The sequence below is a fragment of the Pantoea sp. X-Soil-YNGN-785 genome (assembly GCF_059730585.1).
The window spans coordinates 301,303-315,058 of record NZ_AP035943.1 but is presented as its reverse complement, the minus strand read 5'-3'; the positions used below and the strand labels follow the sequence as shown (position 1 = coordinate 315,058).

Annotated in this window: 13 protein-coding genes; 1 reads left to right on the top strand and 12 read right to left on the bottom strand. The window is 54.6% G+C overall.

Features of this window, described 5'->3' with window-relative positions; all coding sequences use genetic code 11:
* Window positions 1-23: 23 nt before the first annotated feature.
* The gene (locus AC6I8E_RS20140) at window positions 24-1,151 is read left to right on the top strand and encodes a Fic family protein (protein ID WP_033785112.1); all 1,128 of its coding nucleotides are present in this window, start codon (window positions 24-26) and stop codon (window positions 1,149-1,151) included.
* A 70-nt stretch (window positions 1,152-1,221) separates the two neighbouring features.
* Here AC6I8E_RS20140 and AC6I8E_RS20135 read toward each other — a convergent pair whose 3' ends face one another.
* The 12 genes from AC6I8E_RS20135 to AC6I8E_RS20080 all read right to left on the bottom strand — a co-directional run bounded on the left by AC6I8E_RS20135 (window position 1,222) and on the right by AC6I8E_RS20080 (window position 13,753).
* On the bottom strand, window positions 1,222-2,616 hold the full coding sequence (locus AC6I8E_RS20135) for a glycoside hydrolase family 1 protein (RefSeq protein WP_497824901.1): 1,395 nt from the start codon (window positions 2,614-2,616) through the stop codon (window positions 1,222-1,224).
* A gap of 12 nt (window positions 2,617-2,628) precedes the next feature.
* Window positions 2,629-4,488, bottom strand: a complete 1,860-nt coding sequence (gene bglF, locus AC6I8E_RS20130) for a PTS beta-glucoside transporter subunit IIABC (RefSeq protein ID WP_497824900.1) — start codon at window positions 4,486-4,488, stop codon at window positions 2,629-2,631.
* 138 nt (window positions 4,489-4,626) lie between these two features.
* The gene (gene licT, locus AC6I8E_RS20125; protein WP_013196291.1) at window positions 4,627-5,457 is read right to left on the bottom strand and encodes a BglG family transcription antiterminator LicT; all 831 of its coding nucleotides are present in this window, start codon (window positions 5,455-5,457) and stop codon (window positions 4,627-4,629) included.
* 163 nt (window positions 5,458-5,620) lie between these two features.
* A complete protein-coding gene (locus tag AC6I8E_RS20120; protein ID WP_497824906.1) occupies window positions 5,621-6,952 on the bottom strand; it encodes a carbohydrate porin in 1,332 nt (443 codons plus the stop codon).
* 719 nt (window positions 6,953-7,671) lie between these two features.
* On the bottom strand, window positions 7,672-8,013 hold the full coding sequence (locus AC6I8E_RS20115; RefSeq protein ID WP_013196294.1) for a YebG family protein: 342 nt from the start codon (window positions 8,011-8,013) through the stop codon (window positions 7,672-7,674).
* A gap of 156 nt (window positions 8,014-8,169) precedes the next feature.
* A complete protein-coding gene (locus AC6I8E_RS20110; protein ID WP_010247078.1) occupies window positions 8,170-8,964 on the bottom strand; it encodes an SIR2 family protein in 795 nt (264 codons plus the stop codon).
* Window positions 8,961-9,521 carry a non-canonical purine NTP pyrophosphatase gene (locus tag AC6I8E_RS20105; RefSeq protein WP_201251337.1) on the bottom strand — a complete coding sequence of 187 codons (561 nt, stop codon included), beginning with the start codon at window positions 9,519-9,521 and terminating at the stop codon, window positions 8,961-8,963. The genes AC6I8E_RS20110 and AC6I8E_RS20105 overlap by 4 nt, the downstream gene beginning before the upstream one ends.
* Before the next feature lie 151 nt (window positions 9,522-9,672).
* Window positions 9,673-10,572: an ABC transporter substrate-binding protein gene (locus AC6I8E_RS20100; protein WP_107320331.1), complete on the bottom strand. Its 900-nt coding sequence runs from the start codon at window positions 10,570-10,572 to the stop codon at window positions 9,673-9,675.
* A complete protein-coding gene (locus AC6I8E_RS20095; protein WP_107320330.1) occupies window positions 10,569-11,363 on the bottom strand; it encodes an amino acid ABC transporter ATP-binding protein in 795 nt (264 codons plus the stop codon). The genes AC6I8E_RS20100 and AC6I8E_RS20095 overlap by 4 nt, the downstream gene beginning before the upstream one ends.
* The gene (locus AC6I8E_RS20090; RefSeq protein ID WP_033785119.1) at window positions 11,347-12,273 is read right to left on the bottom strand and encodes an amino acid ABC transporter permease; all 927 of its coding nucleotides are present in this window, start codon (window positions 12,271-12,273) and stop codon (window positions 11,347-11,349) included. The genes AC6I8E_RS20095 and AC6I8E_RS20090 overlap by 17 nt, the downstream gene beginning before the upstream one ends.
* 9 nt (window positions 12,274-12,282) lie before the next feature.
* Window positions 12,283-12,801: a GNAT family N-acetyltransferase gene (locus tag AC6I8E_RS20085; RefSeq protein WP_033735754.1), complete on the bottom strand. Its 519-nt coding sequence runs from the start codon at window positions 12,799-12,801 to the stop codon at window positions 12,283-12,285.
* Window positions 12,802-12,811: 10 nt separating this feature from the next.
* The gene (locus AC6I8E_RS20080) at window positions 12,812-13,753 is read right to left on the bottom strand and encodes an ABC transporter substrate-binding protein (RefSeq protein ID WP_013196301.1); all 942 of its coding nucleotides are present in this window, start codon (window positions 13,751-13,753) and stop codon (window positions 12,812-12,814) included.
* Window positions 13,754-13,756: the final 3 nt, after the last annotated feature.

The window sequence follows — 13,756 nt, the reverse complement described above, 5'->3', positions numbered from 1 at the left end:
TCTCCTCTTACTATGAGTCCACTATGAGCGTTTACTGGATCTGGCAGCAGCCGGACTGGCCCGATTTTCAATGGCAGGATGCCGTTCTGCTACCGCGCCTGCGCCATCTGCAGCAGCAGCGCGGGTTGCTGCTGGGACGAGCCAGCCTGCAGTCAGACAGTGATTCGCAGACGCTGGATACTCTGCTGAGTAATATCCTTTCCTCTTCCGCGATTGAAGAGGAACGGGTAAACGTGCAGTCAGTACGCTCATCGCTGGCGCGCCGGTTAGGCGTCACGGAAGAACAGCCTTATCCGGTCTCCGACCGCTCAGAAGGGCTGGCCGCCATGATGCTGGATGCCATCAACAATCGCAGCCAGCCACTGACGCCTGAACGATTATTTCAGTGGCATCACTGGCTCTTCCCGGCAGATGAATGGACGGTACAGCGCCTGAGCGTCGGGACGCTGCGCGGCAGTGAGCCGATGCAGGTGATCTCAGGCCGCATCGATCGCCCTACGGTGCATTTTGAGGCTCCGCCGCGACAGGGACTGGAGCCGCAGCTGACACAGTTTGTTGAGTGGTTCAACAGCAGTCAGCATGACGTGATGCTGGACCCGCTGCTGCGCGCCGCCATCTGTCATCTCTGGTTTGTCACCCTGCACCCGTTTGATGACGGTAATGGGCGTATCACGCGTGCGTTAACCGATCTGGCACTGGCGCAGGCCGACAGCCAGAGCATCCGCCTGTATGCCATGTCGCCCGCCATTCTGGCGCAGCGTGCCGGTTATTACCGCATTCTTGAGCAGACGCAGAAAGGCGGCCTTGATATCACAGACTGGCTGGTGTGGTTTCTTGATATCCTGGATGAGAGCCTGAAGCAGGCGATGAACGTTATCGATCGCACCCGGATGAAAGCGCGTTTCTGGCTACGTCATCAGGGAATGGGATTGAGCGTGGAACAGGTAAAAGTACTGAACCGGCTGCTTGACGGCGGTGAGCAGGGTTTTGAACTGGGGATCAGCGCCAGTCAGTATCAGAAGGTGGCTAAAGTAAGTAAAGCGACCGCGACCCGTCATCTGGCGGATCTGGTAGAGAAAGGCTGTCTCTACCGGCTGGAGGGTGGCGGACGAAGCACGCGCTATCAGGTTGTTACCCGCGATACGCACTAAGCCGGGTGAATCTGGCTAAGGAAAGGCGTGGTACATTGCGGCGGCCGCGATGTACCACTGAGCGCGGCAATTACTCTTTGAGTGAGGCCCCGTTTGTCGCAATAACCTCTTTATACCAGTGGAAGCTTTTCTTACGGCTGCGCGCCAGCGAACCTTCCCCGTTGTCATCGCGGTCTACATAAATAAAACCGTAGCGTTTAGACAGTTCCGCTTTAGATGCGCTCACAAGATCGATCGGCCCCCAGCTGGTATACCCCATGACCTCAACACCATCTTCAATCGCTTCACGCACCTGCACCAGATGATCGTTGAGGTAGCTGATGCGGTAGTCATCCTGCACGACGCCGGTGGCATCAGGAATGTCTTTGGCACCCAGTCCGTTCTCAACGATGAACAGCGGCTTTTGATAACGCTCCCACAACAGATTAAGCAAGGTACGCAACCCGACCGGATCAATCTGCCAGCCCCATTCAGAGCTCTGAAGATGGGGATTAGGCACCATGCTCAGAATGTTACCGCGCATCTTCTCATTCAGCGCCTCATCGGCGGTAACACAGCCGGACATGTAGTAGCTGAACGAGATAAAATCGACGGTCGATTTGAGTATCTGGCGATCGGCATCCGTAATATCCAGCAGAATGTTGTTGTCGCGGAAGAAGCGCAACATATAGCCCGGATAAGCTCCCCGGCACTGCACATCGCCAAAAAATTGCCATTTCCGGTTCTCCTGCAGCGCTTCCAGCACATCGTCGGGGTTACAGCTTAGCGGGTAGACCAAACCACCCAGCAGCATATTGCCGATGCTGGCATCCGGGTTGATCTCGTGACAGGCTTTAACCGCCAGCGCACTGGCGACCAGTTGATGGTGAATCGCCTGATAAATTTCGCCCAGGCTGCTGGTTTCCGGCAGACCCACGCCGGTCATCGGCGCATGCAGAGACATGTTAATTTCGTTAAATGTCAGCCAGAGGCTGACTTTCTTCTGATAACGGTTAAACACCGTGCGTGCGTAATGTTCAAAGAATCCGATTACCTGACGGTTGCCCCAGCCACCATACTGCTTAACCAGATTCCAGGGCATTTCATAATGTGACAGGGTCACGAGCGAAGTGATGTTATGCGCTGCCAGTTCATCGAATAAGCGGTCATAAAAGGCCAGACCAGCCTCGTTGGGTTGCTGCTCGTCACCGTTCGGGAAAATACGCGTCCAGGCAATTGAAACCCGCAGACAGCCGAAGCCCATCTCTGCAAACAGCCTGATATCGTCCGGGTAGCGGTGGTAAAAATCGATCGCCACATCTTTAAGGCTCTGGCTCCCCGCAACGCGCTCCACGACCGGGCCAAAAATCCCCTGTGGCTGGACGTCAGAGGTTGAGAGGCCTTTCCCCTCTTCACGCCATGCGCCTTCAACCTGGTTAGCGGCAACAGCACCGCCCCATAAAAATGAATCCGGGAAAGTTTTCATCCTGTTCTCCTTTTATCGATGAATGATGCTGAGTAAAGGTGTTCCTGCAGTCGCAGTGTTTCCTGCGACTTTCATCACCTCACGATACTCATCGCTGTTAGTAATAATGATCGGGGTTGTCAGGTCATACCCGGCATCAAGAATGGCCTGACGATCGAACTCCAGAAGCAGATCGCCAGGCTTAAACCTGTCACCCACATTTACATGTGCAGTGAAAGGTTTGCCGTCGAGCCGGACGGTATCGATACCCACATGGATCAGCAGCTCAATCCCGCTATGACTCAGCAAGCCGATGGCGTGCCGGGTCTGAAACAGGGAGGCAACCTCACCCGCGAAGGGCGCAATGACTTTGTTGTCGGAAGGAATGATGGCCGCGCCCTGTCCCAGCAGGCCACTGGCGAAGGTTGCGTCCGGCACCTGATCAAGCGCCAGTAGGGTGCCGGTCATTGGTGAGAGAATGTCATCTTCGCCAGGCATCACCGGGGTTACTGTGTCTGGCGTGCTGTTACGAGGCATACCCGCTACCAGCGTCATGGCACAGCTCAGGAGCAGAGCCAGCAGCGTGCCGATAATTCCGCCCCATAACGTGGCATCGACACCGCCAGGCGGGATCATCTGAGCGATGGTAAAGATATTGGCGAAGCCAAAGGAATAAACGTGGGTGTTACTGAAGCCGACAACGGCACCGCCGATTGCGCCGGCTACGCAACCAAAGATAAAGGGGCGACGCAGAGGAAGATTAACACCATATACAGCAGGTTCAGTGATACCAAATATTCCCGCGGTCACGGATGACCCCGCCAGCACCTTTTGACGCGCATCACGGCTGCGCAGCAAAACCCCCAGCGCCGCACCAATCTGGCCCATGACAGCAGGTAACAGCATAGGCAGCATCGAGTCATGCCCCAGAACGGCCAGATTGTTGATCATCAGTGGCACCAGTCCCCAGTGCAGACCAAAAATCACACAGACCTGCCACAGCGCGCCCATGGCCGCCCCAGCCAGCCACGGAGCCAGCGCATAAATCCACTGGTAGCCGTTCGCCAGCAACTGGCTCAGCCACGTGGCCAGTGGACCAATTACCAGGAAAGTCAGCGGCACCGTGATGCTCAGACAGATCAACGGGGCAAAAAAGTTCTTCATAGAGGCGGGCAGCAGCCGGGTGCTCTGTTTTTCCAGCCAGCAACTCACCCACGCGGCGAGAATAATGGGTATAACCGACGCGCTGTAATTAAACCAGGTTACAGGAATACCGAGAAACGCATCCATCATGGCGCCGGACTGCTGGCTGGCATTGAAAGCAGCAATCATCGTCGGATGGGTGAGCGCCCCGCCAATCACCATGGTGATAAAGGGATTACCGCCGAACTTTTTACCCGCGGTGTAGCCTAGCACCAGCGGAAAAAAGTAAAAAAGGGCATCACTTGCCGCAAACCAGATTTTGTAGGTTCCGCTTTCAACAGACAGCCAGCCGCAAACCACGGCCAGCGCCAGCAAGCCTTTAAGAATACCGGAGGCGGCAAGAATCCCGATAAAGGGCGTGAAAATGCCGGACACAACATCGATCAGGCGACTGAAAAGATTACCTGACTTCTTATCTTCGGCTGATGCAGCGGCCTCATCCAAAAGTCCCGCTTCGGCACGGACAGCCAGCCAGACATCATGAACATGGTTGCCAATCACTACCTGAAACTGCCCGCCGCTTTCGACGACCATAATGACGCCCGGATTTTTCTTTAGTCCTTCCGCATCGGCTTTATGGTTATCTTTCAGTTTAAAACGAAGCCGGGTGGCACAATGCACCAGACTTACGATGTTCTCCCTGCCGCCAATATGGCCGAGGATATCCTGCGCCAGCGTGTGATATTCCATCTCGATTTCCTTAAACCGATGTCCATGGACATCCGTTGACTGAGCCAAAAATAAAAAAACCTGAGAACGGCCTCCTTTCAGAGGCCGCGCTCAGGTTTTGCCTGCATTAAGCAGTAACAATCCAGTTTACAGGGCTTATTACCCTTCTTTTCTCACCCGCTCGATATGAATGGCAAGAAACATGATCTCTTCTGCGGTCAGCTCACGCTGATAGCTTTGTTGCAAATGCTGCGCGATTTTCACCGCGCATTTCCAGGCTTTTGGATAGTTATCTTTTACTGCCGTATGCAACGACACATCGTCATCGTCGACCACGGTTCGCGTCAGCATCCGCTGAGCAAAAAACTTCAGATGAGTGACAAACCGCTGGTAACTCAGTGACGATTCGTTATATTCCAGCTGCAACTGATACTTCACCAGTTGCAGAATCTCCTGCATTACCCGCGTGACATCCATGACTTCCGGCATTTCGTTATGGAGCTGTGCCGTTACCAGATGAAGCGCGATAAATCCGGCTTCATCCTCAGCCAGTTCGACATTCAGCCGACGGAAAATGAGTGCCCTGGCCTCCTGCCCCAGCTCGAACTCTTTGGGATAGAGACGTTTAATATCCCACAGCAACACATTTTTAATCGCCAGACCTTTTTTTTGTCTTTCAATGGCAAAGAAGCAGTGGTCGGTCAGCGTGATATACAGGCTCTCCTGCAGTTTCCCGAGACGCTGTATCGCAAGATCAATAATGCAATTGCAGGTCGTCATCACTTCAGGCGGGATTTGATGTAACAACTCCTCCAGCCGACGGACCAGCAGATCACTTTGTGGTGCAAACACTTTCTCAATTTGCGCGTCATTGAGACTGTCACCGACGCGCTTCTGAAAGGCCAGTCCACGGCCCATAACGACCTGCTCGCGCCCCTGCTCATCCTGAACCATCACCACGTTATTATTCAGAATTTTGGCGATTTTCATCGGAACCCCAGAAACAAAAAAACCTGACATCCGGCAGAGGCCAGAAATCAGGTTTTGCCTGCCTAAGCAGTAACAATCCAGTTCCGGCACTCTATCAGTTTTCGTCGTGACCTCAATCGGTCAGAACAAAAAGCGTGACAGCGATCGTAATCCTCTTATTCGCCTAAAAATTTACGACCGTTTTAAGCTCAGTCACCCAGGCATCCTGCGTATGGGATATGCCCGCCGGATGATGCCAGTACTGAATCCCGGGTTGCAGTTCCAGCCAGGAAACGGGGCGAAAACGGTAATAGAACTCGCCGTTTAGCGAATGGCCGGGCACCGGATGATATGCCGTATCGTGGTAGTCCGAAACACCACCTATCGTATTCATATAGCGCTGATTTCGCGCGTACTGACTGCTCATGTCCGTCCAGGTCAGGCCAAAACCAATCCAGTCTTCCGGACGGGCGTCAAACAGTCCCCGATAGCGGAGTGAAGCGGCATAGACCGAATGCATGTAGTTAGTTCGCTGATCGGCCAGGCTCATACTGAATGAAGTACTTAACCCGCGACTGGCGTCATCCTGATGTCGCGTCAGTTGCTGATTAAGTCCGGCGTAAAGAAACCATGTCCGGTTATGAGAAGCATAACCGCCGGGATCACTGGCTCCTGCGCCCCCGGACCGGCCGCGATAGAGGTCAGTTTGTGGGGCATTGGTAAAAACCACCCCCAGGTTGTAGGCACCCGGCAGGTCGCTAATGATCGGGCGGGCTTCGATTTCTACCGGCAGCAGGACACCTTTGCTGCGCCTGGTTGAGCCACTCCAGGCGTGATGACGGCTGGCAGCATCCGGGTTCTGCTCCATTACTCCCCCTTTTAACGTCACAACAGGTGTAAACCGGTATTCGAGCGTGGTTCCCCACGTGTGCACGTTCCAGTTGTTCCAGGTCAGTGAGTTAGCAGATTTTCCACCGCACTGAGAAAGCATCTGGAAATCACAGGGTATGATCTGATCGAAGGTCTGAACCTTGTTCATCATTCCGATACGCCATGTCATCCTGCGGTCATCGAAACTTCGGGCAAAAGTCAGCCAGCCCAGGCGGGTGATCGATTGCCCGCCCCAGCTCTCCTGCGTAAGATCGTTAACATTCATCCGCGGATCCTGCACGCGTCGGGTGGTCAGATCGTCGTTGTGATTACGATTAACGATATTCGCTTCGATACGTGCATCGGGAATATTTGTCCAGCGCGACAAATCCTGATTAAAGGTCAAAGCAAACTGATCGATATAAGCAACGTGTGAGGCATGATTGTAGCCACCGCCGCCATTCCAGCCAATTTCATTCAGATAACCCAGGTTATAAGCAAATCCATTATCGTTAAGCGATTTACGAAGGCCATACATATCACCCAAAACAAGATCCGGTGGAGATTCAAACCCTAATACCGTTCCGCTCCATTCCTGCGCCGTCGACAAGGGTGAAAAGGTCAATAATGAGAGTGCGCACAGCATGCTTTTATATTTCATCTTAGCAACCTGTTTTGATTTTAATGATGTACGGTTCGCAGGAGAGTCCTTAACCTCCTGTCATCTACCTCATGTTTCCCCGGCCTGAAGACGCTGGGTCGTTATCGCGCAGGTTATTGATGACTTTCGCCATGCCAGAGTAAATTTAAGGCAAAAAAAAACCTAAGCACCCCACAGTGGTAAAGACTGCGGAACGCTTAGGTTTTGCCTGTTATCCAGTAACAACCCTTCGCTGAAAACGGCTCTACCCTAACACTGCTTTTTTAAATTGAATAGCACTGCCGGATTATTTCACAAAAAATGTGAGCCAATTAACAATTGATATCTCTCATTTCATATGGCTGGTGTAAATTAACAATCCAAATGAAGTAAGAAACCCATCAGGGAATGTTATATTAGTTTTCTTGCTAATTCATTTAATTAAGATTGATGGTATTTATCAGTAGAATTAAAATAGTCACCCGGCTTAAAAAGCTTAAAAATGAATGATCCAAAATCCAGATTATTGAATCCTGATTGATGCTATAGCGCTGAGTTTAAAAAAAATAGCTGGCTGGTTTGCATAATTTACAGGGAAATTGCAGGCAGGCATTCAGCGCAAGGGAACGACAGGAGGATTTGTTTTGAATGACCTGACAAAAGATCAGATGACCCGTCAATCAGAAACAGCAACGCCGGAAGGTTCGCTTCCGGCGTTGTGGCAATCAGGCAGCTTTAACGGCGCGTACTTTCTTCGCCGCTGGCTCTTCCGCCTGATCATCCGCACCCTCTTCTGCCACGGCCTCAGGCTTCGTCGCGCCTGCGGCCACGTCCGGCAGTTTGCTGGTGCGCAGAATATGCTGAACCGCATCTTTCTGCTCGGCAATCAGCAGGCCCAGCGTTTCTGCCTGAGATTCGTCCAGTGCAGGTTGATGCTGTAACAGCCAGTCAGTGAAGGCTTCGGCCATATCGAGCATTTTGTCGTAGGCATCGGCCTCTTTCTTATTGGCAAACGTCATCTTCTCTTCACCCTTTCTGACTACAACAAATTTTGTTTCAACAGCCATCTTTTCGCCCTCAGGTACTGTGTATGCATACAGTATATCATGCCGGTCATGCTTTGCCAGCAGAGAATAGAGTTTATCGGTTATGCACGAGCTAACCTTAACCGGACGCAGGTTTTTTTCTTTTTCCTGTCGCTTTTCTGCCGGACGTTACGCTGACTACACCAGCAACTCTTCAAGGAACATCGCCAGAGCCTTGCGCGGATCGTCCTCTTCGGAGACGATCACCTCGATCCCCCACTGCCCCAGCACCTCTTTGGCTACCGGGTTATTACGGTTAGTGAACAGATACGATTTTGGCCGGGCCGTCGCCAGCCCGGTGCGGCCCCACATCTTGGTCAGACGGTAAAACAGCAGGCGAATGTTGAAATCACTGATGCTGTAGCCGACAAACAGCACGGAGTTGCCCATTACGTCATGAGTCAGTTTGATGTCGAGCGGTGAGTCAAAATAGAGGCGTTCAAAATAGCTGCTCTCATCGAGCACGATAGAGGTGTCATCATCGAAGTCACCGTGCAGCTTGATGATGTGACGCTTATCCTCGGTCAGGGAGACCAGGTCAGCGGCGTTTGCCACTTTGTAATAGGGAACGCCGTGCGCCTCGTGCGCCGCTTCCAGCCAGCGATCATAATTGGTGGTGTAGATGCGCGAGAAGTTACCCTGGGTAATCATGGTATGAATTTCAGAAGACCGGACATCGATATCCGGCCGGTGCCACTCGCGATCCATCCAGCTGCGCAGCGGGCCAAGCGAGCCTTTCTTTTGCTTGTAATACTCCGCCAGCGACAGGTGCGTACCGTAGGTATTGAAGATTTTGGGATCGTAACCCAGCTCGTTAGCCAGGTGAGCAATCAGTTCATGCCACTCGGGGAGGCCAAAATTACGCGAAATACCGGCACCGGCAAACAGAATCAGCTTGCCGGAATCATAGGCGCGTTTGAGTTCAGGTTTCATGCCGCTCCCCGCGAGGTTTTTAAAAAGGTGGCGAAGCGATCCAGCGCGATGCGCCGCATCGAGATCTCATTCTTGAGTTCGCCCATTTCTGCAAAAGTCTGCTCATAGCCTTCGGGGATAAACACGCAGTCCCACTGGAAGCCGCGCGTCCCGGCGGGTTTCGCGGCGATGGTGCCGCGCAGTTCACCCGAGAACTGATACATTTTGCGGCCGTCGCAGTAGCCGAGCACCGTTTTGGCCGTCACGGCCTGGCTGTCCAGTCCCTGCACCAGCGCGGTAAAGCGCTCAGCGTCCAGGCGGTTCCAGAAGATGCGGGTCAGACCGGCGGGCAGACCATTGAGGCCATCCAGATAGAGACCGGTATGCTCAACAAACAACGGTCGCCCAATCAGCGAAAAGGCTTTAGTCAGTTTATCGCGCACCAGGTCCAGCTCGTTTTCAGTCTGAATTTCTTCGATGCGACGGGCGATGGGTAATACTTCGACCCCGACAGGCTCGAGTATCTTACGCACCTCCGCCAGCTTTTGCTCATTGGCAGAAAGGAATCTGATTTTCATGGGGCTTCCAGGTCAATTACTCCGCCACGCAGTGAGGATTTTTTACGAGAACAGGCGGGCAGGATAAATCACTAACGCTGGAGAGTGTAGTTCAATTCTGTGGTCATCAGATTGCAGAACCGGCTTCAGCAGGTGAGCCGGTTCTGCCGACTCAGTAAACAATGCCCGGCGGATTCACCGTGGAGTGCGTCACAGCTTCATCCTGTTCACCCCAGCGGACCAGCACCTGCTGATACTGCCCGCCCGTAATGGTGCCATCCAGCGCGGTCTGCAATGCGGGTGCCAGGCCATTCCCCTTTTTAGTGGTCACGGCAACCCAGGCGCGAAACGGTCCGCTGCCAACCAGCTTTGTCTGACCGCGTGACGCCACTTTCCAGGCAGCCATCGAGTGCGGGCCAAAGATCGCATCGGCCCGTCCCGACAGCAGCGTCAGCGTCGCTGAGGCATCATCGGTAAGGTAAATCGGCGTCACCGCGGGCAGACCTTTAGCCCGGTTCTGCTGATCCCAGCTCAGTAATATGCGCTCCTGATTGGTGCCCGACGACACGATAATCCGCTTACCGGCAATATCAGGCGGACTGCTGATCTGGCTGATTTTACTGTCGCTTTTTACCGCAAAGGCATGGTTATCAGCGCGATAGGTCGCAAAATCGAACTTCTTCTTACGCTCTTCAGTAACGGCAATGTTAAACATCGCGACATCATAGCGTCCGGCGCTGATGCCCAGAGGCCAGTCCTCCCACGAGGCCGGAACCAGCTTCAGCTTTAACCCCAGACTGTCAGCCAGCAGCCTGGCGATGTCCGGATCGCTGCCGATCCGCGTGACGTTGTCAGACGCCAGCAGCGATAGCGGCGGTGAGTTAGTTGCGGCGGTCGCAACCGTCAGCGTGCCAGGCTCGATAAAGTGAAAGTCAGCCGGGATTTTCGCGATCGCCTGCGGATTCGCCGGGGCATGGATTGGCGTCTCATTTTTCAGCACATCGAGCTTCTCCGCCGCCGGACAGCTCAGCGCCGGGAGCAGCGTCAGCGCTGTTAATGTCAGCGCCCTCATAACACGCGCGCCAGAAAACGGCGGGTGCGATCATGGCGCGGATTGTTCAGTACCTGCGTGGTGCTGCCCTGCTCAACAATCCGGCCATCCACCATAAAGACCACGTTGTCCGCCACTTCACGCGCAAAGCCGATCTCATGGGTCACAATCACCAGCGTGGTGCCGGAACGCGCCAGCTTTTTAATCACATCGAGCACTTCACCAACCAGCTCCGGGTCCAGCGCCGAGGTCGGCTCATCGAACAGCATAACGCGGGGATTGAGCATCAGGGCGCGCGCAATGGCGATACGCTGCTGTTGCCCGCCCGAGAGATGACGTGGCCAGGCATCAGCTTTATGGCGCAGGCCGACAATATCCAGCAGTTCGCCCGCCCGCGCTATCGCTTCAGATTTCGTCAGCTGACGATGGGCAATCGGCGCTTCAATCAGGTTATCCAGCACGCTGAGGTGCGGAAACAGATTGAAGTTCTGGAACACGTAGCCGACGTTGATACGCTGCCGCAGAATCGCCTTCTCTTTGAGTTCATACAGCTTGTCGCCGCGCTGCTGATAGCCGATGAAGTCGCCATCAATCTGAATGAATCCCTCGTCGACCCGCTCCAGATGATTGATGGTGCGCAGCAGCGTGGATTTGCCGGAGCCGGATGGCCCCAGAATCACCGTGACCGAGCCAGGCTCCAGCGACAGCGAAACATCATCGAGCGCTGTGTGTTTACCAAAACGCTTGGTCACGCCGGTAATGCTGATAGCACCGGTTGTGTGTGAAGTGCGGTAATCAATGGCTTCGGACATGGCTGATCTCCTCGGTCGGATGAAGTGGCGTGACGCGGTTGCGCCATTGTTGCCAGCGCGAAGGCTGCGGCTCACGGTTCACGCTGCGGGCCAGCCAGCGCTCAACGTAATACTGAATCACGGACAGGACGGTGGTGATAATCAGATACCAGGCGGCACCGACCATCAGCAGCGGGATCACTTCCTGATTACGGTTGTAAATCATCTGGATGGTGTAAAACAGCTCCGGCATCGCCAGCACATAAACCACGGATGTGCCTTTTGCCAGGCTGATGATTTCGTTGAATGCGGTCGGAATAATGGCGCGCAGCGCCTGTGGCAGAATGATGCGGAAGGTCCGTCGTGAGGCGGAAAGCCCCAGCGCGGAAGCGGCTTCCACCTGACCGTGATCGACACCAAGGATCCCGCCACGGATAATCTCCGCACTGTAAGCCGCCTGCACCAGCGTCAGACCAATTACCGCCGCCGGGAACTGGCCCAGCACGTTAATCGTCTGAAACGCGCCCCACGACAGGCCGGTAAACGGAATGCCAATCGACAGCGTGTCGTAGAGGTAGGAGAAGTTATAGAGAATGATCAGCACCACGATGAGCGGCAGCGAGCGGAACAGCCAGATGTAGCCCCACGCCAGGGTGCTCAGCAGCCACGACGAGGAGAGACGCGCCAGCGCCAGCAGACCGCCAAAGAAGAGGCTGAAAATAGTGCCCAGCAGAGTCAGCAGCAGCGTCTGACCCAGGCCGTGCAGGATCACCGGATCAAAAAACCACCGGGCAAACACGCCCCACTCCCAGCGCGGGTTAAAGGCCACTGACTGAATCACGCCCGCCAGGATAAACAGCGCCAGGATAGCGCCTGCGGTGCGCGCCGGATAACGTGCCGGGACCACCTGCAGATGTTGATGTTTACTCATCGTCACTCCTTAACTTGCCGCTGCGACGTTATAAACGCCGATCACTTTAATAAAGCGCAGTCGCCCGTCATGTGGCGGCTGGCCGTAACGCTCCAGATCGCCGCTCAGATCGAACTGTGGCTGATAGCCGTGACCGGTATAAAGCCGCACCGCCTCCGGCTGTCGAAAGCCGGTGGTGAGAAACAGCCGCTGATAGCCCGCCTGCAGGGCGCGCCGTTCCAGCTCCTGCAACACCACCAGCGCCAGCCCCTGACGGCGCAGATCGCTGCGGGTCCAGATGCGTTTCAGCTCAGCGGTCTGCGGGTCATAAGGTTTATAAGCGCCCATCGCGATGATTTCGCCGTCGCGCTCCAGCACAATAAACAGTCCCTGCGGCGGCAGATACCATTCGGTCAGCTCCTGCTCCTGCTCGTTACGGCGGGAGAAAAAGTCGCCATAACGTGCCGAGTATTCACCAAACAGACCACCCAGAATGGGTTGCAGCTCGGGGGCCTCCGGCGAAACTTCGCGGAAAGTTGATTCACTCATGGTCAGCTCCTTAGTCGCCCAGGCCAGCGGGGTTGATTTCAGAACGATCGATATGCTCAACGCCTTCACCCCAGCGGTTCAGTACCTTCTGATAGTCGCCATTGCTGATCACGCCATTCAGCGCGGTGCTGATCGGTTCCGCGAGGCCGCTGCCTTTCTTCACCGTAACGGCAATGTGCGCCGCTTTTGGCCAGCCGCCATCCACGCTGCCGACCAGTCGGGTTTTACCGGTCAGCGCCGCTTTCCAGGCACCAATCACGTTAGGACCGAAGTAGGCATCGGCTCGCCCCGCCTGCAGTGCCAGGGTCTGGGCGGCATCATCTTTGGTATAGACCGGCGTAAAGGCTTTCAGGCCCTTTGCCTGATTCTCTTTATCCCACGCCAGCAGAATCGCCTCCTGATTGGTGCCGGATCCCACGATGATCCGCAGTCCGGCAATGTCTTCCGCTTTGGTCAGTGACTGAATCGGGCTGCTGGTTTTGACATAAAAGCCGAGTGAGTCTTTGCGATAAGTGGCGAAGTCGAACTTCTCTTTGCGCTCTTTAGTCACGGTAATGTTGGAGATCGCCGCATCATACTTGCCCGAGGCCACACCCAGCGGCCAGTCTTCCCACGACGTGGGAACGATGTTGAGTTTTAATCCAAGGCTGTCCGCAACCAGTCGGGCAATATCCACCTCGCTGCCGAGCAGGGTTTTGTTGTCATCGGAAAACACCGTCAGCGGCGGGGAGTTCTGCGCCGCCACGGCCACGGTAAAGGAGCCCGGCACCACAAAGTGATGTCCCGCGGGCAGTTGCGCGATGGCGTCAGGATTTTTCACCGTATTAACCGGCGCTTTATTGGCTTCCAGGCTGACGCGCTGGCCGTTATAGGAAACGCTGGTGCCTTCAGCCAGCGCATGGCTGCTGGCGGCCAGAATAAGCAGGGCAAGAAGACGCGATGTTTTTTTCATGAC